We start from the raw sequence: 24,389 nt of genomic DNA, 5'->3' as shown, positions 1-24,389 counted from the left end.
GCGGTTCTTGCCTAGACGCGCCGTCGGGCCGTCACGAAGTGGAAGATCAGGACGACTACTGCGACGACCAAAAGAATGTGGATAAGGCCCCCGCCGATGTTCGCGAGCAGTCCGAGAAGCCAGAGAACAGCGATGATAATGGCGATCCAAAGCAACATGAGAGTCTCCTTGACTAGTTTTTCAAAATCCCCATGCCGGGCACGTACCCACCAAAGCGGCTGATGAATCATGACCTCCCACGACGAATTTTGACCCCCCGCTACGCCGCGTTGAGATTTCGCGTCGCCCCGTGAACGCCTGCTACAGCGTTGATTGTGGGGCCGCCGGCCGCTCCGTAATCTCGTCTCAGCATCCGCCCCAGCAAAGGATTTCCCCATGGCAAGCGAGCAGGACAACAGTCCGCAGAACCAGCGCTCCACCCGCATCGTCGCGGGCCAATCCGTCAAACCCAAGCGGCCGGCAGGCCTGAAAATCGGAATCGCGGCAGCCGTCCTGGCGCTCATTGGCGGCGGTGCCGCCGTCGCCTCCTCCGTCAACAATGCGGCCCCGGCCGCAACTCAGGAGACTGCTCCGTCCGGCAATCCCGCCGCGGAGCTGAAGCTCGGCTACTTTGGCAACGTCACGCATGCGGCCGCCCTGGTGGGCGTCAGTAAAGGCTTCATCGCCGACGAACTCGGCAGCACGAGGCTCAGCACGCAGGTGTTCAATGCAGGCCCAGCAGCCATCGAGGCACTGAATGCCGGCGCGATCGACGCCACCTACATCGGGCCTAACCCGGCCATCAACTCGTTCGTCAAAAGCCAGGGCGAATCCATCAACATCATCGCCGGCGCTGCCGCGGGTGGCGCGCAGCTGGTGGTCAAGCCGGACATCAACTCCGCCGCTGACCTGAAGGGCAAGACCCTGGCGTCGCCGCAGCTTGGCGGCACGCAGGACGTGGCACTTCGCGCCTGGCTTGCGTCCCAGGAGTACAAGACGCACGTTGACGGCAGCGGCGACGTCGCGATCAACCCCACGGAGAACGCGCAGACCCTCAAGCTGTTCCAGGACGGAAAGCTCGACGGCGCGTGGTTGCCTGAGCCGTGGGCCTCACGTTTGGTGCTGACCGCCGGAGCCAAGGTGCTGGTGGACGAAAAGGACCTCTGGGACGGTTCGCTGTCCGGCAAGCCGGGTGAATTTCCCACCACCATCCTGATCGTGAACCGGAAGTTCGCCGCCGACCACCCGGACACCGTAAAGGCTCTCCTGAAGGGCCACGTGAAGTCGGTCGAGTGGCTTAACTCGGCATCCGCCGGCGAGAAGGCCACCGTCATCAACACCGCACTGAAGGAAGCCGCAGGGGCCGAGCTGAAGCCCGACGTCATCGACCGCTCGCTGAAGAACATTGTGTTCACGGTGGACCCGCTTGCCGGTACGTACCAGAAACTCCTGGCCAACGGCGTCACCGCGGGCACCACCAAGCAGGCCGACATCAACGGCATCTTTGACCTGCGGGCGCTCAACGGCGTCTCGAACGAGAAGACCTCCGCGGCGGGGCTGGGCAAGGACTAGTTGGCGCCCCCACCCCCATCGGTTGCTCCGTAGATGTCCTTTAGGGCGTCCACAACGGCATCTACGGAGCAATCGATTTCTCATGGGAGCCTTTTTGCGGAAATCCTTCGTATTTCCTGCGGTCCGGGTGGGAGGCCCGCCACTAGGCTGAGGGGGTTGCCCTGCGGCGGGCGGCCAAGGATTGGGGGACGCCGGTGCACGGTTTCGGGACAAACAGGGATTCGCTGTCGGATAAGTCAGGCGGCTTTCTCCCGCCGAACGTCCGGCGCTCCCCCAGCGGACGGATCCCCCAGTGGGCCATCGACGAGGCTCTTGGAAAGGCTGAGCCACCGGCACCTTGGCGCACTCCTGAACCTTCCCCGACTGGCCTGCGGAAGTTCGGGCACCGGCCCCGGAAGCAACAGCTCCGGCACAAGCGGTCGGTGCACTTCCGGACCGTGCTGGGGATCGCCGTCGTGGTCTGCCTGTACTTCACGCCGACGCTCTTTGACCGGGTGGTCCTTCCGGTCGCTGCACCCTACCTGCCGGGCGCGAAGGTTCCGCCGCCCGGCGTCGAGGCCGCCCCGTCGCCCCTGGGGACGCCGCCTCCGAGCACCGGCTCCACCGCGTTCGTGCTGCAGGAATCGCCCAAGGCGGGACAGACGTTGGTGGCTTACGATCCGTGCCGCCCCGTGCACTATGTTGTCCGGCCGGACAATGCCTTGCCGGGTGGGGATACCCTGATCAGCGAAGCGGTGGCAGCCGTTTCCCGCGCCTCCGGCCTGAAGTTTGTCTACGACGGAACCACTACGGAAGCGCCGGCAGACCAACGGCAGGCTTTCCAGCCTGACCGCTACGGAAAGCGCTGGGCACCGGTGCTGATCGCCTGGTCAACGCCCGCGGAAACCCCTGATCTCGCGGGGAACGTCGCAGGCCTCGGCGGCAGCGGCTACGCAGAAACACCCGGACAACCGCTGGTCCTCGCCGCCGGCCAGATCAGCCTGGACGCCCCCGACCTCGCCGGCATTTTGGCCAGCCGGCCGGATGGCGCCGCGGAAGTGCGGGCGATCATCATGCACGAGCTCGGACACGTGCTGGGCCTGGCCCACGTCAACGATCCAACCCAGCTCATGTATTCAGAGAACGAGGGCTTGCAGGACTTCGCAGCTGGGGACCGCGCGGGGCTTGCGCTGCTGGGAAGCGGCCCCTGCGTGCCGCAGCTCTAGGAGGGCTGCCCGCGGAGGAACCCCATCGGCTGCTCCCCACCGGCTCCCTCATCGTCCTTTTGAGCCTTTTAAAGGGCATCTACGGAGCAATCGATCTTGGTCAGGCCTCCTTCTCGGCCCCGTGCAGCTCAGCCCGGGTGGGCGGGTTGGCGCCCGGGCGGGAGACGGTGACGGCAGCGGCGCTGGCGGCATGCTCCAGGAGCTCGGCCAGGCCCTCAACCGGCAGGTCACGCAGGTCCTGCCGGTTCTGGGCTCCATCCAGCTCACGGTCCACCAGGCCGGACAGCAGCGCGGCCATAAATGAATCCCCGGCCCCCACGGTGTCGGCGACATCCACCTTCGGCGCGGGAACCGAGACTTCGCCGGCGCGGCACACGCCCCACGGCCCCTCCGCGCCGCGGGTCACCACCACCATTGCCGGGCCCTCTTCCCCGCCGAGGGCCAGCCACTTTCGCGCCGAATCCAGCACGTCCTCCCCCGGGTACAGCCAGGCCAGGTCCTCGTCGGACGCCTTCACCACATCGGAAAGCGTGACGAACTTTTCCGCCTGCCCCCGCGCATAGTCCACGTCGGTGATGATGCTGGGCCGGCAGTTGGGATCGAAGCTGATGGTGGCGGACGGGTGGGCGTATTCGACGGCGGCCAGCACCTCGCTGGCGCCCGGCTTGAGCATCGTGGCGATGGACCCGGTGTGCAGCAGTGTGGTGCCCTGCAGCATAAAGCCGAGCCGGTCCCCCACGCCGGGGAGCTCCCAGGCGAGGTCGAACGTGTAAGTGGCGGCGCCGTCGTCGTCAATCAATGCGGTGGCCACGCTGGTGGGCAGGTCATCCGGGGGCACCGGCAGCATCACCGAACTGGCGCGCAGGTGTGCCGCCACCGCGTCGCCGTAGGCATCCCGGCCGTAGCGGCCGATGAACTGCACCGGATGGTCCAGCCGGGCCAGGCCCACCGCGACGTTAAGCGGGCTGCCGCCCACATGGGCCTGGATTCCGGAGGCGCGCTGGACAACGTCTACAAGGCCTTCGCCGATCACTGTGAGCATGGTCATACTCTGCCAGAAAGAGGCCTCTGCCAGCAGTTCGTGTCAGCCCAGCAGCCTGCCCACCAGTTCCCGGGACGTCACATAGGCTTTCGCGGTGACGTCGATCAGGGCGAAATGGTCGCCCGGCACCATGACCAGTTCAGCCGGCATAGAGCCGCTGCGGCTGGCGTCCACGTACGTGGTTGACATGCTCAGCGGCACGTCCACATCGTCCGAGGTGTGGACAGCATAGACGGGCACGTCCAGGGGCAGCGCGGCCATGGGGTCTGCCACACGGTGCCGTCCGGGGAAGTCCGACGACGGCCCACCCAGCAGGTTGGCCACGGCTCCGTTGCTGAGGTTCAGGCGTTCGGCCTCGGCCAGGTTAAGGACGCCGGACTGGCTCACCACCCCGGTGAGGCGGACGCCGTCGTTCCCCACGTGAAGGTCAACCTCCGGCCCAAGCCCGCGCAGCCGGTCCCTCCCCGCGGCCCACACCGCCAGGTGGCCGCCCGCCGAGTGGCCCAGCGCCACTACGTTGCTGAGGTCGAGTGAGTGCGGTTCCGCGAGCGCGCGGAGCTTGTCGATGCCCGCCAGGATGTCCTGGAAAGTGCCCGGCCATCCCCCGCCGTTGCCGGCCCGCCGGTATTCAAGGTTCCAGGCGGCCAGGCCGTGGTCAGCCAGGTCCTGCGCCAGTGGCTCACCCAGTTCGGCCCCATACTGCGAGCGCCAGTAGCCGCCATGGATCACCACCACGACGCCCCGGTGTGTCCCGCCGGGTGGAAGGTCGGGGAGGAACAGTTCGCCCCACTGGCTGGAGTCCTGGCCGTAGTCATAGCGGTGGCGGTGCGTCACACTGGCCCACTTTAGCTGCTGCCATCGGCACGACTGCCGCGGCTTTCCGGGGGCAGGACCGCCGAAACCGGGCCAGAACGCACGGTGCGCGTTCTTCCGTTTAGCCGCGCAGCTTTGTGGGCACGATTCCTGACATGGAAAAACCTGAAGTGACCACCCAGGGGTCGACTGTGGAGGATTGGACGCGGGCGCTGGCAGAGTCCACAGGATCACCCGGCGGAGGGGCGGGCACGGGGCTGATGCTGGCGGTGGCGGCGTCGCTCACGTCGATGGTCGCAGGCTACAGCGGGAACGACGGCGGCGAACCGGACAGGATCCGTGAGCGCGCCCAGGCGCTGCGCCAGGAAGCCCTTCGCCTGGCAGACGACGATGCCTCCGCTTCCAAAGCGTTCGGCGCCGCCTTCCGGCTGGAACCCGGCGAGGAACGGGATGAAGCCATCCGGCGGGCTTCCGTGGAAGCTGCGGCCGCATCCGCTGTCCTTGGCGAGCGGGCCATCGAAGCCATCGACGATCTCGCCTGGCTGGCAACCAACGGGAACCGTGCGCTGGTGGCGGACGTCGTCGTCGCGTTCGGCGCCCTCCGCGCCGCGATGGCCGGGGCGCGCACCAACGTCAGCTTCGACCTCGGCTCGCTGCGGTCGGCCGGCACGGGCCTGGCACAGGTTCGGGAGCAACACCCTGACCTGTGGGCAGCCGTCGAGAAACTTAACGCCGCCATGGACCGGATTGACCAACTGACCACCGCCATTGATCACCGCGCCGCCCCTACCGATGCCATCTGACCCTGGCCGGACGGCATTTGGATTTGCCGTCTGACCTGTGCTTATGGTGGACAGCATTGCTTACCGAAGCGCACCTGTGGGGAGGGGTACCAAGTGAAGTCCAAGAGCAGTGCCTGGGCATTCCTCCGGCCCCTCCTGCTCGTCGTGGCGGCAACAGCAGCCTGGATTGCCCTGTCAGCTGTGGGCGCGTCCGCCGACTCCTCGCCATCCCACGATCTACTGCCGGGGGCTGTGCATTCTGCCGCCAACCTCACCCAGCAGGCAAAAGATGAGCTGGAACCGGCGCCGGCTGGGCTGGCCGGCGGACCAGCCACGGCCCCCGCTTCCACTGTTGCTTCACTTGTCCCGGCGTCCCTCCGCACGGCCGCGGAGGAGGTCACCGGCCTGACCGAGAATGTTGTGCAGTCCGTTCCGGCGGTCAGCGAGGTTGTGCCCGCGGGAGCGGTAGCGGCCGTGGCGGATCCTGCCGTGGGTGCTGTGGACGGGGCGGTGGGGGCTGTTGTTCCCTTGGCCGGTGCGGTCCTGGAACCCCTGGACCCGGTCCTTGAACCGGTGGTCAACGCTGTTGTCCTGCCCGTGGTTCCACCGGAAGCAGAGCCTCAGGCAGTCCTTCCCGTGACCACGGATGTCGGCGCGGCGCCTGTCCCGGAGCCCGCGCCTGGCCCTCCCCCAGTTGCCGAACTGCCCAAGACCACTCAGGGCGTGACGAATCCCGCGCAGTCCGGTGCTGTGTCGCAAAACCTCGGCGCGAAAAGCCGCCTGCAGATGAAGCTCGCAGCCGCAACGCCGGTGCTTTCCGAGGCCGGTCCGGACGACGCCCCGTTCCGCGCGCCGTCGGAAGTGCCGCCTGCCGTGCCCGGCGCGGCGATAGGCGGAAGCGGCCCATCCGGCGGTTACGGGCCGGCGGCTTCTGCCTGGATCACCGCACACCACTTCCCGGTTCCAGCGGTTGGGATGGCCGCCATTTTGGGCCAATCGCTTACCGCCACAGCCCCGGTGTCCTTCGACCCCGGCTCTTCTCCTGACTAGTTGAGGCCCCACCCGCGTCGCTTTAACGCGGGGAACGCGCCAATTCCCGGGCTAAGCAGTAGGCCCAATCCAACTTTCAGGAGAACTTCCCATGACGCATCGCAATATCCGCAGATACTTGCTCGCTACCGCTTTCGCAGGCTGCCTCGCGACCTTTGGCGGTGTCGCCGCCAACGCAGCCGCTGCGCCAATGTCAGCTGGCTACTCTTCCACTTCGGCGACGCTGGCCAACACGGGCATGAACACCGGCCTGTTGATAGTGGGCCTGCTGTTTCTTGCCTTCGGAGGACTGCTGGCGCTGGTCCTGGGGCGCAAGCGCCGCTGAGGCATCCGGGCCTGCCGCGGACCACCTTCGTGAGATTGCTAGGCGTGCGTTGAGCGGATGACCTTGGCGACGCTCTCCAGGTGTACCCGCATGGCGTCCGCGGCAGCATCGGGGTCATGGGCGCAGACTGCGTCGATGATCGCCAGATGCTGCGGCAGCGAAACGGCGGGGCAGCCTGACTGCCGGGCCAGCCGGAACTGGAAGCGCACGGCCTGCCCGCGGAGGCGGTGGATGGTTGCAGCGGCAGTTTGCTGCCCACTTAACTCAATCAGCCTGGCGTGCAGGGTCCGGTTGCCTTCAGAGTAGGAGTCACGGTCGCCGCGTTCCACGGCTTCCTGGACCGATACTGCGCGTACCCGGGCTCCGCGGTTTTGGACCCGCTCAACAAGTCCTTCCACAGTCAGCTCCGCCAGCGCGGCGCGGACCTTTCCCCTGCTGGCCACATACCAGGCGGCAAGATCCGCCTCCACGAGACGCTGGTCCGGCACCAGTTCCCCGCCCATGATGGCTGAGCGCAGAACGCTGACCAACTCCGCCGCGGTGAGAGAGCGGCCTTCCGCGACTTCAAGGGTGTCCATTCCCGGCGACCTCCCCTTCGTTTCCCATAACGCGATCAATGCTGGCTTCAGCTCTTCCAGAGAAGTCGGCCCTGGCCAGCAGAAGTCGATTGCCGACAAAAAGAGTAAACAGAAGTGTATAAGAAATTGTTGACAATCCTGAATGTAACTTGGTTCACTTGAGCGACGGCGCGGTTTGGAGTGCGCCCTCCCAGCCATTCACCAAAGGACTCGCCATGGATCACGCCATTCCTGCTGCAGGAGGCAACGCTATTCCGGCCCCGGACACCGAGCGGGGGCCTGCAGGCCCACGCCCTGGCACCGGGCAACTGGCCATTCCGTGTTGGTTCATGCGGGGCGGGACCTCCAAGGGCCCGTTCTTCCGCGCCACCGACCTGCCCGACGACGTCCGCGCCCGGGATGCTGTCCTGCTGGCAGCGATGGGCTCCCCGGATCCGCGGCAGATCGACGGATTGGGCGGGGCCCACCCCCTGACCAGCAAGGCCGGAATCGTCTCGGTCAGCGGGCGCGAGGGGGTGGACCTGGAGTTCCTGTTCGCGCAGCTCCAGCCCGATACCGACGTGGTGGACACCACACCCAATTGCGGGAACATGCTTGCCGCGGCTCTCCCCTTCGCGATCGAGTCAGGCCTTTTCACGCCCGACGGCGACACCACCACGGCGCGCGTCCTCACCCTCAACACCAACATGGTTGCCGAGATCACCGTCCAAACACCCGCCGGACCGGACGGCCGATATGTCGCCTATGCCGGCGACGCCAGGATCGACGGCGTCCCCGGCACCGCAGCCCCGGTGACCATCAACTTCCTGGACACCGCCGGCTCGGTCTGTGACTCGCTGCTGCCCACAGGGAACCTCCGCGACACCGTCGAGGTGCCAGGTGTGGGCCCAGTGGACGTGACCTGCATCGACAACGGGCAGCCCTTGGTGATCATCAACGCCGGCGACCTGGGCCGCACGGGCCAGGAATCCGCCGTCGACCTTAACAAGGACGCCGAACTCAAGGCCCGCCTCGAGGACCTCCGCCTGACCTGCGGAAAGCTGATGGGCCTGGGCGACGTGACCGACAAGAACTACCCGAAAATGACCCTCGTATCCCCACCCGCAGCAGGCGGTGCCATCAACACCCGCAGCTTCATTCCGCACGTCTGCCACGAATCCATCGGCGTCCTCGCCGCCGTCACCGCCGCCACGGCCGCCACCCTTGAAGGGACCGTGGCCCACGACGTCGCCGTCCTGCCGGAGGGGACAGAGGTGACCGTCTCGGTGGAGCACCCCAGCGGCGAATTCACCGTACAGCTCGGCCTGGACCCCTCCGACCCCACCCGCGTGGTGAAGTCCGCACTGATCCGTACCGCGCGGCTGATCATGGCAGGCAATGTCATGATCCCCGCACACCGCACCCCCGACCTGAAGCAGGGCATCTGATGATTATTGACATCCACGGCCACTACACCACCGCCCCGCCCGCGCTCGGGCAATGGCGGGACCGGCAGGTCGCCGCCCTGGACGATCCGTCCGTGGCGCCGTCCCGCGCAGACCTGAAGATTTCCGACGACGAGCTGCGGGAAAGCATCGAAGCGAACCAGCTGCGGCTGATGGATGAACGCGGCATTGACCTGACCGTCTTCTCCCCGCGGGCATCCTTCATGGCCCACCACGTGGGCTCCTTCGAAACCTCGGCGGAGTGGGCGGCCATCTGCAACGAACTCTGCCACCGCGTCAGCCGGCTCTACCCGGAGCGCTTCGTCCCCGCTGCCATGCTTCCCCAGTCCCCCGGCGTGGACCCCGCCACCTGCCTCCCCGAGCTGACCCGCTGCGTGGAGGAATACGGCGCCGTGGCCCTGAACCTTAACCCCGACCCGTCCGGCGGTCACTGGACCGCTCCCCCGTTGACGGACCGTTACTGGTACCCGATCTACGAGAAGATGACCGAATACGATATCCCGGCCATGGTCCACGTCAGCACCAGCATCAACCCGGCCTTCCACACCACCGGGGCGCACTACCTCAACGCCGACACCACCGCATTCATGCAGCTCATCCAGGGCGACCTCTTCACGGACTTCCCCACCCTGAAACTCGTCATCCCGCACGGCGGCGGGGCGGTGCCCTACCACTGGGGACGCTTCCGCGGCCTGGCCATGGCCCTGGGCAAACCCACCCTGGAAGAACACCTGCTGGACAACGTCTTCTTCGACACCTGCGTCTACCACCAGCCCGGCATCGACCTGCTCCTGGACGTCATCCCCACCCAGAACATCCTCTTCGCCTCCGAAATGATCGGCGCAGTCCGCGACATCGACCCCTGCACCGGCCACAACTTCGACGACACCCGCCGCTACATCGACGCGGCAGGCCTTGATGAAGCCGAACTCGGCGCCATCCAGGAACACAACGCCCGCACCGTTTACCCCCGCCTCAACACCCTGCTCAAGCAGCAGGGCCGCTAGCCCTCCCAGGAGCAAAAAATGCAGGAACTCGGCGTCGTCCACACCACCATCACGCGCGCGGACGAGAAAGACGTCAAAGCCCTCTCCGCGTTCGGTGTCAGCACCATCCACGAGGCCATGGGCCGGCTCGGTCTCATGCGCCCCTACATCCGCCCCGTCTACCCGGGTGCCACCATGTGCGGCACCGCCCTGACCGTCCTGCTCCAGCCCGGAGACAACTGGATGCTTCACGTTGCCGCCGAGCAGGTCAAGCCCGGAGACGTCGTCGTCGCAGCCTGCACCACCGAAAGCGAAGACGGCTACTTTGGTGACCTCCTGGCAACCTCCCTCAAGGCCCGGGGCGCGAAAGGACTAATCATCGACGGCGGCTGCCGCGACGTGGCCACCCTCCAGGACATGGACTTCCCCGTCTTCAGCCGCGCCATCAACTCCAAAGGCACTGTCAAAGCCACCCTCGGCTCCGTCAACATCCCCGTCGTCTGCGCCAACGCCCTGGTCAACCCCGGCGACGTAGTGATCGCCGACGTCGACGGCGTCGTGGTAGTCCCTGCCTCCCGCGCCGCCGAAGTGGCGGAAGCCGCACGCAAACGCGAGGACAACGAAGACGCCAAACGCCGGCGCTTCGCCAACGGAGAACTCGGCCTGGACATCTACAACATGCGCGGCCCCCTCGAAGCCGCGGGTCTTCGCTATGTCGACTGACTCCGCCGCGCCCGCAACGACGGACCAAACCTCCACCGGCCGAAGGAACCCCATGGACACCGTATTCACCAAGACCCCGGGCTGGCTGGACTGGTACAGCAACCCCTCCACGCCCCGCTTCAAACTTCCAGCGGGCGCGGTGGACGCCCACTGCCACGTCTTCGGCCCGGGCGCCGAGTTCCCGTTCGCACCCGAACGGAAGTACACCCCGTGCGACGCCGGCAAGGAACAGCTTTTCGCCCTGCGTGACCACCTGGGGGTAAGCAGGAATGTCATCGTGCAGGCCACCTGCCACGGCGCCGACAACAGCGCCATGGCGGACGCGGTCCAGGCCTCCGGGGGCAGGGCGCGCGGCGTGGCCACCGTACGCCCTGACATCAGTGACGCCGAACTGCAGCGGCTTGACGCCGCAGGCGTACGCGGCGTCCGGTTCAACTTCCTGAAACGCCTGGTCAACGCCGCACCGCAGGAAGAACTGGCAGAAATCGCGCGCAGGATTGCCCCTCTGGGCTGGCACGTCGTCATCTACTTCGAGGGCCAGGAACTCGAAGGCCTCGAAGGCTTCTTCGCCTCACTGCCCACGCCCCTGGTGGTGGATCACATGGGCCGCCCGGATGTCACTAAACCCGCAACCGGCCCGGAGTTCGGCCGCTTCCTGCGCTTCGTGGAGAACAATGACGTTTGGGTCAAGGTCAGCTGCCCCGAGCGCCTCACCGTTTCCGGCCCGCCGGCCCTGGACGGGGAGACGCAGCCCTACCGGGACGTCGTGGCATTCGGACGCACCGTGGTCGAGGAATTCCCCGACCGGGTGCTGTGGGGCACCGACTGGCCCCACCCGAACCTCACGGACCACATGCCCGACGACGGGCTGCTGGTGGACTACATTCCCCACGTTGCCACCACCGCCGGGCTGCAGCACAAGCTGCTGGTGGGCAACCCCATGAACCTTTACTGGCCCGGCGAAAAAGCCTAGCCGCCCGTCCTGAGCTTCCCCGATTATTGCCCCCAAGGATTCCAATGACGCATTCCAACGCCGCCAACCGCCTTGACCGGTTGCCCATCTCCAAATTCCACAAGATCGCCCTTGTGGCCGTCTCGTTCGCGTACTTCTTCGAATTCGCCGACATCAACAGCTTCGCCACCACGGTTCCGAAGCTGATCAAACTGTGGGGCGTCACCGTCAACCAGGTGGCCTACGTGACCTCCGCGTCGTTCGTGGGCATGTTCTTCGGTTCCCTCATCGCCAGCTGGATGGCAGACCGCTGGGGACGCAAGAACGCCCTGGTGATCACCACGCTCTGGTATGCGGCGTTCTCCCTCGTCGCGGCCTTCTCCTGGGACATCGTGTCCCTCGGCGTCTTCCGGGTTCTGACGTCGGCCGGGCTTTCCGCAATGACCGTGGTGGCAGTCATCTACGTCAACGAACTGTTCCCCGCAGCCAAGCGCGGCAAGTACCAGGCGTACGCGATCGTCATCGGCATCTGCGGCACGCCGGCCACCAACCTCATCGCCAGCCTCGTCGTTCCCCTGTCTGATTGGAGCTGGCGCCTGGTGTATGTGTGGGGCGCACTGGGCATCCTGTTCATCCTGTTTACCCGGCGCCTCAAGGAGTCCCCGCGCTGGTACGAAAACAAAGGCGACTACGCCAGAGCCGATGCCATCCTGAACGATATTGAGGCGATGGTGAGTGCGGAGAAGGGTGCACTCCCCGAGCCCGCGGCGCCTGTTGAAACCCCCAAGGCCACCAAGGCACCCCTGACGCTCCTGCTGCAGAAGAAGTACCTCGCGCCCACCATCCTGCTGACCATCCTCTGGGTCACCCAGACCATCGGCTTCTTCGGGTACTCCAGCTGGGCTCCCACCCTCCTGGCCAAGGAAGGCTTCAGCGTGGAGAACTCCATCTTCTACGTGGCGCTGACCACCGTTGGTGCTCCCCTGGGCTCCTACCTCGCCTCCCTGGTCACCGACCGTTTCGAGCGGAAGTGGTGCCTGGTAGTCTTCGGCAGCACCATCGCGGTCTGCGGCCTGCTCTACGGGCTCACGTTCAACCCCGTCCTGATCGTCCTGTTCGGCTTCCTGGTCAACCTGTTCGAACGCGGCTACACCGCCCTGGCCTACGCCTACTCCCCGGAACTGTTTGACACCACGGGACGCTCGATGGGAACGGGTGTCTCCTACGGCCTGGGACGGCTCTCCAACGCCGCCGGTCCGCTGATCATCGCAGCTCTCTACAACGGCAGCGGCTACCAGAGCGTCTTCTTCTTCATCGCAGGCACCTGGATGTTCGGTGCAGTGGCGCTGGCTCTCTTCGGTCCCGCCACCCGGAAGGCCAGGCTGTTCGCCCCCGCAGGGGCGAACCCCGCAGCGGGTCCTTTGGACGGCACAACCGCCGTCAGCGTACGCAACGGCGATCGACAGGAGTAGGACACGTGACGGGATCCTCGCGGCGTTGATCCCGCATAGAAAGAGCCCGGCGCCGGGTAACGGCGCCGGGCTCTTTCCCGTCAAGAACCCCGTCAGGGGTTGACACTCATCCACTTATGTCTAATGCTTAAACGAAAGTTTGTGCAGTGGCGCACACTCGATCGGAGCATTCAATGAACGACCCGAAATTCCGGACCCCGCAAGGGGCCGTTTCCCGTAGAAACCTCTTGCTGGCCGGACTAGGAACGGCCATGTCAGCCCCCTTCCTCGCATCCTGCGCGGGCTTTGACACCAGCGGTGCATCAGCCGGCCAAGGAACCGTGGGCTTCCTCTCCACCCAGTTCACTCCGGTGGAAGAAAAACAAAAGTACGAGGCAGTACTCAAGAAATTTGCGAAGGTCCCCACCGCGTACAACTCGGTGGACCCTGGTGTTTTCGCATCCACAGTGACCTCCCAGGCGAGCGCCGGGAATGTGAAAACCTCACTCCTTGGTGGGCTCCACGGTGAGCTCGCCCCGCTGGCCGACTCGCTTGAGGACGTCGACGGCCTCCTCAGGGATCTGTCCGGGCGCGGATTCACCAAGGAAATGCTTGAGCTGACCAAGGTGGGCGGTTCCACCTCGCGCTATGTCCCTTGGATGCAGGCAACCTACGTAGTTGCCGTAAACAAAAAGGCCCTGGAGTGGCTGCCCGCGGGCGTGGACGTCAACGACCTGACCTACGAGGGTTACCTCGCATGGGCCAAAGCCGCCAAACAGGGAGCGGGCCGTCCCGTCTTCGGGATGCCGGCGGGACCAAAGGGCCTGCACCACCGCTTCTACCAGGGTTTCCTGCTGCCCAGCTTCACCGGCGGGCAGATCACCACGTTTAGAAACCAGGATGCCGTAGCCGCCTGGGATTACATGCAGGAACTGTGGTCCGCGATGGCGCCGGCTTCCACTAACTATGACTACATGCAGGAGCCCCTGGCGCGGGGCGAGGTGCTGGTGGCCTGGGACCATGTGGCCCGCCTGGTCAATGCCCCCGCCGACAAGCCTGACGACTGGCTCATGGTCCCCGCACCCCGTGGCCCCAAGGGCCGCGGCTACATGCTGATCATCGCCGGGATGGCCCTGCCGAAAAACGGCAAGGACCGTGACCTTGCGGAAAAGGCCATCCGCGCCCTGACCGAACCTGCATCCCAGATCGAAACCCTCCGCAGCAACGCCTTCTTCCCGGTGGTCCAGACGGAACTTCCCTCCGACCTGACGGGCGCCATTGCGCTCGAAGCTGCCGCTGTCCGCCGGCAGCAACGGTCTGCCGGTGCACTCCTGGCGCTTCCCCCGGTGGGCCTCGGAGCCAAGGAAGGCGAAGTGTCGCAGATCTTCAAAAACTGCTTCCAGCAGATCTGCCTGGAAACCCGCCCCGTCCAGCAGGTCCTCGATACCCAGGCGACACAGCTGAACACCATCCTGAAGGGCCTGAACGTTCCCTGCTGGGCCCCCGATCCGATTTCCACCAAGTGCGAGGTAGCGTAATGGCAGTAGAGGCACCCCCCACACCCGCTGCAACCGCGGCGCCGCCACGTCGGCGCCGGATACCGCCGGCCGTCCTGCTGATAGCCCCTTCCGTTGTCTTCATGGCGCTGCTGCTGGGATGGCCTGTGGTCCAGGGCGTCCTGCAGGCCTTCAAGAATGACCAGGGCTTCACCCTTGAGTTCATCAACCGCATGGTTCAGGATCCATACTTCTGGCCGGCGGTACGCAACACGCTGCTGCTGATCGTGGTGATGATTCCGCTGCAGTTCGCCCTGGCCATCGCCATGGCCCTGATGCTCCGCAGCAACCCGCGGCTGCACAAAGTGCACTTCTTTGTCTGGGCCATTCCGCTGGCACTCAGCGACCTTGCCGCCGGCCTGGTGTGGCTCGCCATCTTCAACGACCGCGGATACCTGAACTCGGTTCTTTCGTGGTTCGGGCTGCAGGGCACCTCCTGGCTGGCCTACGACAACCAAACCAGCATGTTCATCTGCGTCCTGGTTGCGGAACTGTGGCGCGCCACGTCCCTGGTGCTGATCATCGTGGTGGCTGGACTACAGGGCATCCCCAAGGATTACGACGAGGCTGCGCAGGTGTTTGGCGCCTCTTTCTGGCAGCGCCTGCGGCACGTGACATTGCCGCTGCTCAAGCCCAGCCTCCAAGTGGCACTGATCCTGCGGACCATCCTTGCCTTCCAGACCTTCGCAGTGGCCCAGGCCCTCACCGGCCAGAACTTCCCGCTGGTGGTCGGCGAGACGTACCGCTGGTACACCGGGCTGCAGAACCCCAATGTCGCTGCGGCACTGGCACTGGTCATCCTGGTCGTGTCCATGCTGACGTCGATCTTCTACCTGCGGGCTCTCCGCGACAAGAACCAGGGAGGGCTCCGATGAGCACCACTGTGGACACCACGCCCATCGCGCGTCGAAAGCGGAACCGGATCCTGCTGCAGGCGGCCTGCATCGCCGTCTCGCTCTTCATGCTGATCCCCATCTACCTGATCTCGCTTGCCGCGCTTTCCAGCCGTGAATCGCTCAATGAGTTTCCGCTGTCGCTGCTTCCCACCAATTTCTCGGTGGAAACACTCAACGCGTTCCTCGGCTCGACGGGCATCTTCGGGGCGCTGGGCAACTCGCTGATCGTCGGTGCGGGCACCCTCCTGCTGTCCGCCCTCATCGGCGTTCCCGCGGGATATGCGCTGGCCAGGTTCACTTTTCCCGGCAAGGACCCGTACCAGCTGTTCCTGCTCTTCACCCGCGCCCTGCCCATCGTGGTGCTGTCCGTACCCCTGGCAAGGCTTTTCCTCACGGTGGACATCTATGACACCACCTATGCGGTGATTCTGCTCCACACGGCCCTGGCACTGCCCACCACCATCCTCATCTCGGCCAGCGTCTTCCTGAGCGTCCCCGTTGATGTGGAGGAAGCGGCCCGGCTCTTCGGCTGCTCGCCCCTGGGGGCCTTCACCAGGGTGGTGCTGCCCATGGCACTGCCGGGCCTCGCCGCGGCGTCGATCTTCACCTTCGTCATGTCCTGGAACGAAGTGCTGGGCGCCTCCATCCTCACGCTTGACCACCGAACCCTCCCGGCCCAGGTCCTGAGCTCACTGTCCGACTCCCCACTGGCGTACAGGTTCGCCGGCGGTTTCGCCCTGGTCATTCCGTCGATCATCTTCATCGCCCTGATGCGCCGCTACCTCACCAACATGTGGGGCTCAACCATCCGCTAGGTCCGCAGGCCTGCCAACTCTCTTTCGAAGGAGCCCATCGTGGCTGACATCCAGATCTCCAACCTCGTCAAGACTTATCCGGGCGGATCCGAACGCGCAACGGATGATGTATCCCTCTCCATCCGTGACGGCGAATTCACCGTCCTCCTCGGACCTTCCGGCTGCGGAAAGACCACCCTGCTGCGGATGATCGCGGGACTTGAACTGCCGGACTCCGGTTCCATTTCCATCGGCGGCCGCGACGTCACGTACCTGCCGCCGAACAAGCGGAACCTCTCGATGGTGTTCCAGTCCTACGCCGTCTTCCCCCACCGGAAGGTCCGCTACAACATCGGATTCGGGCTGAAGATGGCCAAAGTGCCGGCCGATGAAATTGAACGCAAAGTGCAATGGGCGGCCGATCTCCTCCAGCTGGGCCCCTACCTCGACCGCCTTCCCGCGAACCTCTCCGGCGGCCAGCGGCAGAGGGTCGCCGTGGCCAGGGCCATCGTCATGGACGCCGACGTCCTGCTGATGGATGAACCGCTCTCCAACCTTGATGCCCTGCTGCGCCTGACCTTCCGGTCCGAGCTGAAAAAGATCGTCCAGGACCTTGGCACCACCACTGTCTACGTCACGCACGACCAAAGCGAGGCGCTTTCCTTGGGAGACCAGGTGGCCGTAATGCGGAAGGGCCGGATCGCGCAGCTGGGCGACCCGCTGGACGTCTACGATGCCCCCGCCGACCGGTTCGTGGGCGGCTTCATCGGCTCCCCGCCGATGAACTTCCTGGACGCAGCAGTCAGTCACGACGGCGGCACGCTGGTTCTGGGTGAACAGCAGCTTATGGCCCCCTCCATCCTGCGTTCCTTCGCAGGCAAGGATGTCCTCCTCGGGGTCCGCGCCGAGAACGTGACGGTCAACAGCACCCGCTCTTCGGGCGATGTAGCGGCCACGGTCCTGGTGGTGGAACCCATGGGCTCCACCACGCTGCTCACCGTTGAAGTGGACGGGCACACCCTCAAGGTGCAGGCGCCGCCCACCTTCAAGACGGCACCCCACCGGACTGTCTGGCTGGGCTTTGCCCCCAACACCATGCGCGTCTACGACCGCGAAACGTCAATGGCACTGGAGGCCTCATGAACCCGACACAATCCCCGTCCATGGAAGAACTGCACTCCGCAGCCGTTGAGGTCCTCAAGATCAACGACCTCGGCTCCATGACCAGCGCCGCCCCGAACCTGTACCCCCATATGTGGAGCTGGGACGCGGCTTTCGTGGCCATCGGGCTTGCACGCACCAGTGTTCCCCGGGCTGTCACTGAACTGCGGAGCCTCCTCAAGGCACAGTGGTCCACAGGCATGATTCCGCACATCGTGTTCAGCGACAACGACACCGGGTACTTCCCGGGCTTCGACCGGTGGGGCACCGAAGGCGCGGCGGCCCGGCCGGAAGGAATCAAAAGCAGCGGCATCTGCCAGCCGCCCGTCCACGCTATCGCGCTGCGCCACATCGTTGACCGGGGACGGGAGAACGGCGGTACGGACCAGGAGGTGGCCGAGGCGTTCCTGGCGGAGTCCTTTGATGGGTGGCTGGCCTGGCACCGGTGGCTGGCGACAGTCCGCGACCCCGACGGCGTGGGGCTCGTTGAAATCCATCATGGCTGGGAATCTGGTTTCGACAACTCACCGCGCTGGGATGGCCCCTACTCCAGGATCGTCCCCGGAACCGTGCCCCCGTTCACCCGCCGCGACGTCCTGCACGTGGCCGATGCCAGCGAACGGCCGGATGATACCGAATACACGAAGTATCTGTGGCTGGTGCAGCAGATGGCCGAGGTCGGGTTCGATGACGCAGCCGTGCAGGAAGCGGTGGACTTCCGTGTCAGGGACGTCTTTTTCTCCGCAATCCTGGCTGCGTCCAGCGACGTCCTTGCCGGCCTTGCCGATGAGCTCGGCCGGGAAAACGAGGCGGGCGAACTGCGCGGCATCGCTGCCCGGTTCCGTGATGGTGTCGCCTCGACGGTGGACCGGGAAACCGGGCTGGCGCGGGACTACGACGTCCTGGCCCGGGAGTGGATCGGCACCGAGACCGTTTCCGGCTTCGCCCCGCTCGTGGCAGGTGGTGACCCTGCGCTTTTGGCAGCCCAGCGGAAACTCCTCCGTGGAGCGCGGTGGATGGGGTTCCCGGGCCTGCGCTTCCCGCTGCCACCCTCCACTTCCCCAGCCAGTGATGCCTTCCGGCCGCGCACGTACTGGCGCGGCCCGGTGTGGCCCTTCCTCAACCTGCTCCTTGGCTGGGCCTGCGCCCGCGATGGTGAAGCCGGACTCTTCGGGACGCTGAGGTCAGCGTCCCTCGAACAGCTTTCCGACCTGCAATTCGGCGAGTACTACGAGCCGTTTACCGGAGAGCCCCTTGGAAGCCTCGCCCAGGCATGGACCGCGGCTGCGGCGCTGGAATGGCTGGGATCGCATCAGGGGACCGCTAAGGGCAAGTAGGCTGGGGAACCGGGAAAGGGGGCCGGAAGTGACGGTTGAAAGAGTGCCGGCGGGACTGGTGGGGGCGACGTCGCACGGGAACCTGCTGGAACTCATCCGTGCCGCGGACGGCCTGTCCCGTCAGCAACTGCTGTCCACAACCGGCATGTCGCGTGCCACCCTGTATGAACGGCTGGACACGCTCACCCGGCGCGGCTACATCTACGAGGCCGAGCCCCTGGGTTCCACCGGCGGGCGTCCGTCGCGGAAAATCCGCTTCGAGGACAGGGGCAGGGTGGTCCTGGCAATCACACTCGGCCAGACACACGGAACGGTGAGCATTGCCGATACCGCGGGAAGGCAGGTCCGTTCCTCCACAATGGCCCTCGATGTCAGCGATCCGGCGGAATCAGTGCTGGGTCCGTTGATTCGGGAGGGGCAAGCGCTGCTGGCCGAGGGGAAGAACGAGACCTTGCTCGGCATCGGTGTCAGCCTTCCGGCTCCCGTGGAGGCCGGCAGCGGGCACGTCCGGCACCCCACCACCCTCCCTGGCTGGGCGGAGGACTCCGTGGTGCGGGCGGTCAACGCAGCCTGGGACCTGCCCCTCGTCGTCGAAAACGATGCCAGGGCGGCCGGCTTGGGCGAGCGCAGGAGCGATACCGAAACTGTGGTCTACGTGAAAGTGGGCACCGGCATTGGCTGCGGCATCGTGGTGGAAGGCTCTATCCTGCGGGGCGCCCACGGTGCGGCAGGCGACATCGGGCATATCCGCATGACCCCGGACGGGCCGCTGTGCCGGTGCGGCCGCCGCGGCTGCCTCGCAGCCTACAGTTCCGGCAGGGCACTGGGTGAGAAGCTCAGCGGCCAAGGCTACACAAACATGGCGAACATCCGTGCCGCCGCCGCTGCCGGCGACCCGGACGTGCTCCGCGCCGTTGGGTCGGCAGCCGAAGTGCTGGGCAGCGCCCTGGCCGCCACGGTCACAACGCTTAACCCCGACCGGCTGGTCCTGGGAGGTGACCTGGGCTCCCTGGGCTTTTTCGCAGAGCAGGTGGGAGAGCGGGTCCTCGCCGATGTGGTGGAACGGATCGGCGAAGGGCTGGTGGTGGAAACCGGGCATCCGGAAGACCAGGCTGCCTGTTCCGGGCTGGCTACCCTGGTGATGCGGAAGATTTTCGCCCCGGCCGCTGTGGATCAGGTGTTTACGCAGGAAGCTGTTCGCATCGCATCCAGCGGCACCGGGCGATAAGGCGTTAAGAGGGAAATACACCAACCAGGGAGGTTCCCGCATGGCACGCGTCTTCATCACCGGATCCACGGACGGCCTGGGCCGGGCAGCGGCAGCGTCCCTGCTGCAGGACGGCCACGAGGTGATCGTCCATGCGCGGTCATCCCAGCGGCTCGCCGCGGTTCAGCACCTGCTGGACCGCGGGGCCCAGTGCGTCGTCGGGGACCTGGCGGTGGAGGAGGACGTCCGGAAGATCGCCGACCAAGTCAACGGGATCGGCGGCATCGACGCCGTCATCCATAACGCCGGGGTGCTGAACGGTGCGTCGCTGTTACCCGTGAATGTGGTGGCACCGTACCTGCTGACCGCCCTCGTTCCCGGCCCGCGCCGGCTCGTCTACCTGAGCAGCGGCATGCACCGCGGCGGCGACACCGCCTTGGACGGCCTGGACTGGGCAGGGCGCACGACGACGGCCTCCTACTCCACCACCAAGCTGCAGGTCACTGCGCTGTCGGCAGCCGTGGCCCGGCTTTTCCCGAACGTCGCCAGTAACGCGGTGGACCCCGGCTGGGTGCCCACCCGGATGGGCGGGCGGTCGGCCCCGGACAGCCTGGAACTGGGCCACCGCACGCAGGAATGGCTTGCCACCAGCGACGACCCGGCGGCCCTGGCCAGCGGCGGCTACTGGTACCACCAGCGCCGGCAGACCCCGCACCCCGCAGCGAACGACCCCAAGTTCCAGGACGCCCTGCTCGCGCAGCTCGCGGAGCACACCGGGGTCACCCTGGAAGCGCGGGGCTAACCCTCATCGATTGCTGAGTACTTGTCGTTCTCGAGCGTGAAAACGACAAATAGTCAGCAATCGATGGGGTTAGGGCGTGCGGAGGCGGCGTTCGACGTCGGCCGCTTCCGGATACGCCGCCTGGGTGCCTTTGCGGGTGGTCGCCAAAGCTGCGGCAACAGAGGCGAACGCGGCGGCATCGGCAAGCCCGTCCCCAGCCGCGAGCCGGACGGCAACAGCCCCGGTGAAGGCATCGCCGGCTCCGGTAGTGTCCACGGCGTGCACAGTTGTGGGTTGGACAAAAGTCACCCGGGAGCCAGCCGAAGCCAGCGAGTCCAGCACCACCGAACCCTTCGCACCCAGCGTCACCAGGACCTGGTGGATCCCCCGCTCAGAGAACCGGGACCGCACCGCATCCCACTCAGAGGCAGCAGCACCGGCACCGGGAACCGAAGAACCCAGGAACAGCGCGGCCTCGTGCGCGTTGACCAGCAGGACGTCGGTCAACCCGGCCAGGCCTGACGGAATCTCCGCATATGGCGAGAGGTTCAGCAAAACCGTCGCGCCGGCGTCGTGCCCTGCCTGTGCCGCGGCCAGTACCGTGTCCATGCCGACCTCCAGGCAGAGGCTCACCACGGCCGCCCCCTCCAGGGCATCGGCCGCGCCGGCCACGTCGGCCGGAGACAGCGTTCCGTTGGCGCCGGCCGAGATGATGATGTTGTTCTCGCCGCGGGCGTCCACGGCAATGACGGCGACACCGGTGGGCTCGCTGGACGTGCGCACGTGGCTGACGTCCACCCCTGCCCCGGCCACCGAAGCCTCGAGCATGTTGCCGTTGGCGTCCTCTCCCACGGCGCCCACCAGGCTGACATGGCCGCCCAGCCGGGCCGCTGCCACGGCCTGGTTGGCGCTCTTGCCGCCCGGATTCACGGCGAACCCGTTGCCCTGGACGGTTTCGCCAGGCTGCGGAAGCCGTTCGCAGTAGATGGTGAGGTCGGCGTTCAGGGACCCGACGACGACGATCCGGCCAGCGCTGGAAGTCGCGGCACTCATGCGGCTACCTCGGCTTCAACCGGCTTGGGAATCAGCAGCGACGCAGCGAATGCGGCCACGGTCAGGGCCAGGCCGACCACCACGACGGTCAGGTACGACGCCGTCGCATCGCCCAGTGCCGACGTCGCTACCAGCACGGCCGGCAGGATCAGGAAGCTCAGGCCCGCGCCCAGGTTGAAGGCGCCGGCGTTCATGCCGGGGAGGAAGCCGGGGTTGCCGGCGGGCGAGAGGACAACGCCGAGTCCGTTGAGCATGATGTTGACCGTACCGGCGTACATGATGCCCAGCAAGACCGTACCGGCGATCATCATCGGCAGGCTGTGCAGGCCCAGGAACGCGATGACGGCGAGCGCTGCGATGCTGCCAAGCAGGCCGATGCGCAGCACCTTGGTGTAGCCGAGGACCGGCGCCAGCTTCCCGCTCAGCGGTCCCACCACCCAGCCCAGCAGGGCGTACGGGGTAAGGATGATCAGCGACATCTCGGTTGGTCCGACTCCGAAGCCCGGCGAGGCAGCCTGCACGAAGGCGGGCACGATGCCATTGATGACGGCGAAGATTCCGGTCATGGTCAGGGTGGTGGTCAGCAGCGGCGCCCAGGTGGCGCGCTGGCGGAGGTGCACCGTTTCCACCATGGGCTGCGCAGCCCGCTGTTCGGTGCGCCAGAAGGCGAAGAACGCGACGGCGGATACCAGCACCAGCGCCAGGCTCAGGACCAGCACACTTGGGTTAAATCCGGCCACCAGCTTGGCCGCCTCGTTAAGGGCGGTCAGCAGGGCGCCGACGGCAACCACGATGAAGAAGACACCCAGCCAGTCCATGCGGGTTCCGGCGGCAGGCTTGCTCTCGCTGGCGAGGAACATGATGAGGGCTGTCGCGGCGGCGGCCAGCACCACCATGAGCCAGAAGATGCTGCGGAAGCCGTAGTGCTCTGCGAAGTAGCCGCCCACGAAGGAGTCCACACCGGCCACGCCACCGTTAACAGCCGTGATGAGTCCCATCAGCGTGCCGTACTTGCGCGGGTTGCTGACGGCGGAGCGCAGCATGATCAGGCAGAGCGGGACGGTGGGGCCGCTGACGCCCTGGATGATGCGGCCCACGAAGAGCCAGGTGATGTCCGGGGCGAGCGCCGCGATGACGGAGCCCACGGCCATGAGCACCATCATGCCCACCAGGACCCTCTTGCGGCCCACGATGTCGCTCAGCCGCGGCAGGAACAGGGAGAACAGGGCGGCGGCGGTGAAGAACCAGGTCTGCGAGAGGCCGATCAGGGCCTGGTCCGCCTTGAGTTCCTCGCCCATGGTCACCAGGGCGGGGCTGAGCATGGAGGCGTTGAGCTGGAACGCCACGCAGGCGGCCAGCAGGGCGGTCATGAGGGCGGCGACGTTGCCGCGGCCGGTCTTGGTTTCAGTCAGGGTTGCGGTCGTCATTTACTTGACCCCTCCGGCGGTGAGCTGGGCACTGCCCGGGCGTACGACGCCGGACGCGCCGCCCTGGGTGCGGTCTGCACCTTGGTGCCTGCCGGCGTCGTCCGTGTTGGCGTTGGCGCCCGGCTCGCCGATGCGGACCAGCGCGTCGGTGACCAAGTCCCAGAACCGTGCGTGGTCCAGGTCCACGGCCACGCTGGTGTGGCAGTCGGCCGGCGCGGGGGCACGGAAGTCCGCCACGGTCATGCCCAGGGTGAGGGTGCCCTGGAGTTCGATGTTCACGGGCACCTTGCGGGTGCTGACGATGCTGGGGTCGATCACGTACGCGACGGCGCAGGGATCGTGGACCGGCGGGTAGTCGAAGCCCTGGGCGTCCTTGTAGGTGTGGGCGAAGAAGTCCATGAGCTCGGTGACGAACTTGGCCGGCTTGGTGCCGATGGCGGCGATTTTCTCCACCACGTCCGGGGTGGCCAGCGCCTGGTGGGTGAGGTCCAGGCCGACCATCACCACGGGCCACTTCTCGTTGAAGACGATGTGCGCGGCCTCGGGGTCGATGATGATGTTGAACTCGGCCACGGCGCTCCAGTTGCCCACGTGGTAGCCACCGCCCATGAGGACCACTTCCTTGACGCGCTCCACGATGCGCGGTTCCTTGCGCGCGGCCATGGCGATGTTGGTCAGGCCGGCAGTGGGGACAAGCGTGACGGTGCCGGGCTCGTGCGCCATGACGGTGTCGATGATGAGGTCGACGGCGTGCCGCGGGTCAAGCTCGATGGTGGACTCGGGCAGGGCCGGGCCGTCCATGCCGGAGTCGCCGTGGATGTCCGGCGCGGTTTCGATGCTGCGGACCAGCGGGCGGGGGCAGCCGGCGGCGAAGGGGACGCCGGTGATGCCGGCAATGGTGCCGACAGCCAGGGCGTTGCGGGTGACTTTTTCGAGGGTCTGGTTGCCCACCACCGTGGTGACGGCCAGCAGTTCGATGGTGGGGTTGCCGTGCGCGAGCAGGAGGGCGACGGCGTCATCGTGGCCGGGGTCGCAGTCCAGGATGATCTTCCTGGGCTCTTGCTGGTTCGCTTGCGGATTTGGTTCCACGATGGTTCTCCACGTCATTGGGGCCTGCCTTGCGGCAGGGGGTTTCTGTCTTCCGGGAGCGATCATGGCAGGATTCTGTGGTCTACGTCAAACGCTTGACGTGCGGCTGGCATCATCGCACGTCAAACGCTTGATGTACTGCGGCCCATGGGGACACGTGGAGGCGGGCTAGGATCGGAGTATGA

The 24,389-nt window shown here is 66.2% G+C and carries 24 protein-coding genes; 17 read left to right on the top strand and 7 right to left on the bottom strand.

The window, feature by feature from the left end; genetic code table 11:
* Positions 1 to 11: 11 nt before the first annotated feature.
* Positions 12 to 158: a lmo0937 family membrane protein gene (locus tag ACIGJD_RS00730; RefSeq protein ID WP_142131759.1), complete on the bottom strand. Its 147-nt coding sequence runs from the start codon at positions 156 to 158 to the stop codon at positions 12 to 14.
* A gap of 217 nt (positions 159 to 375) precedes the next feature.
* On the opposite strand from ACIGJD_RS00730, the gene ACIGJD_RS00725 reads away from it, so the two are divergent.
* Together ACIGJD_RS00725 and ACIGJD_RS00720 are read left to right on the top strand one after the other, a co-directional pair.
* Positions 376 to 1,551, top strand: coding sequence for an ABC transporter substrate-binding protein (locus tag ACIGJD_RS00725; protein ID WP_483687856.1), 1,176 nt, complete (start codon positions 376 to 378; stop codon positions 1,549 to 1,551).
* Between the two features lie 422 nt (positions 1,552 to 1,973).
* Complete coding sequence (locus tag ACIGJD_RS00720) at positions 1,974 to 2,756, top strand: matrixin family metalloprotease (protein WP_483687855.1); 783 nt, start codon at positions 1,974 to 1,976, stop codon at positions 2,754 to 2,756.
* Between the two features lie 100 nt (positions 2,757 to 2,856).
* On the opposite strand, the gene ACIGJD_RS00715 is transcribed toward ACIGJD_RS00720, so the two are convergent.
* On the bottom strand, positions 2,857 to 3,798 hold the full coding sequence (locus ACIGJD_RS00715) for a carbohydrate kinase family protein (protein WP_483687854.1): 942 nt from the start codon (positions 3,796 to 3,798) through the stop codon (positions 2,857 to 2,859).
* 42 nt (positions 3,799 to 3,840) lie between these two features.
* Positions 3,841 to 4,632, bottom strand: a complete 792-nt coding sequence (locus ACIGJD_RS00710) for an alpha/beta hydrolase (RefSeq protein WP_483687853.1) — start codon at positions 4,630 to 4,632, stop codon at positions 3,841 to 3,843.
* Between the two features lie 134 nt (positions 4,633 to 4,766).
* Here ACIGJD_RS00710 and ACIGJD_RS00705 point away from each other — a divergent pair, with 134 nt between their 5' ends.
* The 3 genes from ACIGJD_RS00705 (at position 4,767) to ACIGJD_RS00695 (ending at position 6,768) form a co-directional block, all read left to right on the top strand.
* Positions 4,767 to 5,414 carry a cyclodeaminase/cyclohydrolase family protein gene (locus ACIGJD_RS00705; protein ID WP_483687852.1) on the top strand — a complete coding sequence of 216 codons (648 nt, stop codon included), beginning with the start codon at positions 4,767 to 4,769 and terminating at the stop codon, positions 5,412 to 5,414.
* A gap of 93 nt (positions 5,415 to 5,507) precedes the next feature.
* Positions 5,508 to 6,443, top strand: coding sequence for a hypothetical protein (locus ACIGJD_RS00700; protein WP_483687851.1), 936 nt, complete (start codon positions 5,508 to 5,510; stop codon positions 6,441 to 6,443).
* A 91-nt stretch (positions 6,444 to 6,534) separates the two neighbouring features.
* Positions 6,535 to 6,768 carry a hypothetical protein gene (locus ACIGJD_RS00695; RefSeq protein WP_483687850.1) on the top strand — a complete coding sequence of 78 codons (234 nt, stop codon included), beginning with the start codon at positions 6,535 to 6,537 and terminating at the stop codon, positions 6,766 to 6,768.
* Between the two features lie 38 nt (positions 6,769 to 6,806).
* On the opposite strand, the gene ACIGJD_RS00690 is transcribed toward ACIGJD_RS00695, so the two are convergent.
* Positions 6,807 to 7,346 carry a GntR family transcriptional regulator gene (locus ACIGJD_RS00690; protein ID WP_483687849.1) on the bottom strand — a complete coding sequence of 180 codons (540 nt, stop codon included), beginning with the start codon at positions 7,344 to 7,346 and terminating at the stop codon, positions 6,807 to 6,809.
* 215 nt (positions 7,347 to 7,561) lie between these two features.
* On the opposite strand from ACIGJD_RS00690, the gene ACIGJD_RS00685 reads away from it, so the two are divergent.
* The 12 genes from ACIGJD_RS00685 to ACIGJD_RS00630 all read left to right on the top strand — a co-directional run bounded on the left by ACIGJD_RS00685 (position 7,562) and on the right by ACIGJD_RS00630 (position 20,656).
* The gene (locus tag ACIGJD_RS00685; protein WP_483687848.1) at positions 7,562 to 8,773 is read left to right on the top strand and encodes a 4-oxalomesaconate tautomerase; all 1,212 of its coding nucleotides are present in this window, start codon (positions 7,562 to 7,564) and stop codon (positions 8,771 to 8,773) included.
* The gene (locus tag ACIGJD_RS00680; RefSeq protein ID WP_483687847.1) at positions 8,773 to 9,798 is read left to right on the top strand and encodes an amidohydrolase family protein; all 1,026 of its coding nucleotides are present in this window, start codon (positions 8,773 to 8,775) and stop codon (positions 9,796 to 9,798) included. The genes ACIGJD_RS00685 and ACIGJD_RS00680 overlap by 1 nt, the downstream gene beginning before the upstream one ends.
* 18 nt (positions 9,799 to 9,816) lie before the next feature.
* Positions 9,817 to 10,500 carry a 4-carboxy-4-hydroxy-2-oxoadipate aldolase/oxaloacetate decarboxylase gene (gene ligK / locus ACIGJD_RS00675; RefSeq protein WP_483687846.1) on the top strand — a complete coding sequence of 228 codons (684 nt, stop codon included), beginning with the start codon at positions 9,817 to 9,819 and terminating at the stop codon, positions 10,498 to 10,500.
* A 52-nt stretch (positions 10,501 to 10,552) separates the two neighbouring features.
* Positions 10,553 to 11,473, top strand: coding sequence for an amidohydrolase family protein (locus ACIGJD_RS00670; RefSeq protein WP_483687845.1), 921 nt, complete (start codon positions 10,553 to 10,555; stop codon positions 11,471 to 11,473).
* Positions 11,474 to 11,517: 44 nt separating this feature from the next.
* Complete coding sequence (locus ACIGJD_RS00665; RefSeq protein ID WP_483687844.1) at positions 11,518 to 12,924, top strand: MFS transporter; 1,407 nt, start codon at positions 11,518 to 11,520, stop codon at positions 12,922 to 12,924.
* A 251-nt stretch (positions 12,925 to 13,175) separates the two neighbouring features.
* On the top strand, positions 13,176 to 14,441 hold the full coding sequence (locus tag ACIGJD_RS00660) for an ABC transporter substrate-binding protein (RefSeq protein WP_483687843.1): 1,266 nt from the start codon (positions 13,176 to 13,178) through the stop codon (positions 14,439 to 14,441).
* Positions 14,441 to 15,334 (top strand): carbohydrate ABC transporter permease, encoded by an 894-nt coding sequence (locus ACIGJD_RS00655; protein WP_483687842.1) that lies wholly within the window; start codon positions 14,441 to 14,443, stop codon positions 15,332 to 15,334. The genes ACIGJD_RS00660 and ACIGJD_RS00655 overlap by 1 nt, the downstream gene beginning before the upstream one ends.
* Positions 15,331 to 16,170: a carbohydrate ABC transporter permease gene (locus ACIGJD_RS00650; protein ID WP_483687841.1), complete on the top strand. Its 840-nt coding sequence runs from the start codon at positions 15,331 to 15,333 to the stop codon at positions 16,168 to 16,170. Before ACIGJD_RS00655 ends, ACIGJD_RS00650 begins: the two co-directional genes overlap by 4 nt.
* Positions 16,171 to 16,209: 39 nt before the next feature.
* Entirely contained in the window at positions 16,210 to 17,292 is a 1,083-nt protein-coding gene (locus ACIGJD_RS00645; RefSeq protein WP_483687840.1) for an ABC transporter ATP-binding protein, read from the top strand.
* Positions 17,289 to 18,647 (top strand): glucosylglycerate hydrolase, encoded by a 1,359-nt coding sequence (gene ggh, locus ACIGJD_RS00640; RefSeq protein WP_483687839.1) that lies wholly within the window; start codon positions 17,289 to 17,291, stop codon positions 18,645 to 18,647. The genes ACIGJD_RS00645 and ggh overlap by 4 nt, the downstream gene beginning before the upstream one ends.
* 28 nt (positions 18,648 to 18,675) lie before the next feature.
* Positions 18,676 to 19,875, top strand: coding sequence for an ROK family protein (locus tag ACIGJD_RS00635; protein ID WP_483687838.1), 1,200 nt, complete (start codon positions 18,676 to 18,678; stop codon positions 19,873 to 19,875).
* Positions 19,876 to 19,915: 40 nt separating this feature from the next.
* On the top strand, positions 19,916 to 20,656 hold the full coding sequence (locus ACIGJD_RS00630; protein WP_483687837.1) for an SDR family NAD(P)-dependent oxidoreductase: 741 nt from the start codon (positions 19,916 to 19,918) through the stop codon (positions 20,654 to 20,656).
* Positions 20,657 to 20,725: 69 nt separating this feature from the next.
* On the opposite strand, the gene ACIGJD_RS00625 is transcribed toward ACIGJD_RS00630, so the two are convergent.
* Genes ACIGJD_RS00625 through uriH form a run of 3 tightly spaced genes read right to left on the bottom strand, consistent with a single transcriptional unit; the run spans position 20,726 to position 24,222 of the window.
* Positions 20,726 to 21,688 carry a ribokinase gene (locus ACIGJD_RS00625; RefSeq protein ID WP_483687836.1) on the bottom strand — a complete coding sequence of 321 codons (963 nt, stop codon included), beginning with the start codon at positions 21,686 to 21,688 and terminating at the stop codon, positions 20,726 to 20,728.
* Positions 21,685 to 23,115: a uridine transporter UriT gene (gene uriT, locus ACIGJD_RS00620; protein ID WP_483687835.1), complete on the bottom strand. Its 1,431-nt coding sequence runs from the start codon at positions 23,113 to 23,115 to the stop codon at positions 21,685 to 21,687. The genes ACIGJD_RS00625 and uriT overlap by 4 nt, the downstream gene beginning before the upstream one ends.
* Entirely contained in the window at positions 23,116 to 24,222 is a 1,107-nt protein-coding gene (gene uriH / locus ACIGJD_RS00615) for a uridine-preferring nucleoside hydrolase UriH (RefSeq protein WP_483687834.1), read from the bottom strand. It abuts the gene before it with no gap.
* Positions 24,223 to 24,389: the final 167 nt, after the last annotated feature.

This window comes from Arthrobacter sp. E1SS-5, assembly GCF_057073715.1.
Note: the sequence above shows the minus strand (reverse complement) of the source record. Positions and strands in the feature narration are given on the sequence as shown.

What these genes read in the sequence shown, in the direction of transcription:
- ACIGJD_RS00730 (WP_142131759.1), bottom strand. Translation starts at nt 158, where the DNA reads ATGTTGCTTTGGATCGCCATTATCATCGCTGTTCTCTGGCTTCTCGGA.
- ACIGJD_RS00725 (WP_483687856.1), top strand. Translation starts at nt 376, where the DNA reads ATGGCAAGCGAGCAGGACAACAGTCCGCAGAACCAGCGCTCCACCCGC.
- ACIGJD_RS00715 (WP_483687854.1), bottom strand. Translation starts at nt 3,798, where the DNA reads ATGCTCACAGTGATCGGCGAAGGCCTTGTAGACGTTGTCCAGCGCGCC.
- ACIGJD_RS00705 (WP_483687852.1), top strand. Translation starts at nt 4,767, where the DNA reads ATGGAAAAACCTGAAGTGACCACCCAGGGGTCGACTGTGGAGGATTGG.
- ACIGJD_RS00695 (WP_483687850.1), top strand. Translation starts at nt 6,535, where the DNA reads ATGACGCATCGCAATATCCGCAGATACTTGCTCGCTACCGCTTTCGCA.
- ACIGJD_RS00690 (WP_483687849.1), bottom strand. Translation starts at nt 7,346, where the DNA reads ATGGACACCCTTGAAGTCGCGGAAGGCCGCTCTCTCACCGCGGCGGAG.
- ACIGJD_RS00685 (WP_483687848.1), top strand. Translation starts at nt 7,562, where the DNA reads ATGGATCACGCCATTCCTGCTGCAGGAGGCAACGCTATTCCGGCCCCG.
- ACIGJD_RS00680 (WP_483687847.1), top strand. Translation starts at nt 8,773, where the DNA reads ATGATTATTGACATCCACGGCCACTACACCACCGCCCCGCCCGCGCTC.
- ligK (WP_483687846.1), top strand. Translation starts at nt 9,817, where the DNA reads ATGCAGGAACTCGGCGTCGTCCACACCACCATCACGCGCGCGGACGAG.
- ACIGJD_RS00670 (WP_483687845.1), top strand. Translation starts at nt 10,553, where the DNA reads ATGGACACCGTATTCACCAAGACCCCGGGCTGGCTGGACTGGTACAGC.
- ACIGJD_RS00665 (WP_483687844.1), top strand. Translation starts at nt 11,518, where the DNA reads ATGACGCATTCCAACGCCGCCAACCGCCTTGACCGGTTGCCCATCTCC.
- ACIGJD_RS00660 (WP_483687843.1), top strand. Translation starts at nt 13,176, where the DNA reads ATGTCAGCCCCCTTCCTCGCATCCTGCGCGGGCTTTGACACCAGCGGT.
- ACIGJD_RS00655 (WP_483687842.1), top strand. Translation starts at nt 14,441, where the DNA reads ATGGCAGTAGAGGCACCCCCCACACCCGCTGCAACCGCGGCGCCGCCA.
- ACIGJD_RS00650 (WP_483687841.1), top strand. Translation starts at nt 15,331, where the DNA reads ATGAGCACCACTGTGGACACCACGCCCATCGCGCGTCGAAAGCGGAAC.
- ggh (WP_483687839.1), top strand. Translation starts at nt 17,289, where the DNA reads ATGAACCCGACACAATCCCCGTCCATGGAAGAACTGCACTCCGCAGCC.
- ACIGJD_RS00630 (WP_483687837.1), top strand. Translation starts at nt 19,916, where the DNA reads ATGGCACGCGTCTTCATCACCGGATCCACGGACGGCCTGGGCCGGGCA.
- ACIGJD_RS00625 (WP_483687836.1), bottom strand. Translation starts at nt 21,688, where the DNA reads ATGAGTGCCGCGACTTCCAGCGCTGGCCGGATCGTCGTCGTCGGGTCC.
- uriT (WP_483687835.1), bottom strand. Translation starts at nt 23,115, where the DNA reads ATGACGACCGCAACCCTGACTGAAACCAAGACCGGCCGCGGCAACGTC.
- uriH (WP_483687834.1), bottom strand. Translation starts at nt 24,222, where the DNA reads ATGACGTGGAGAACCATCGTGGAACCAAATCCGCAAGCGAACCAGCAA.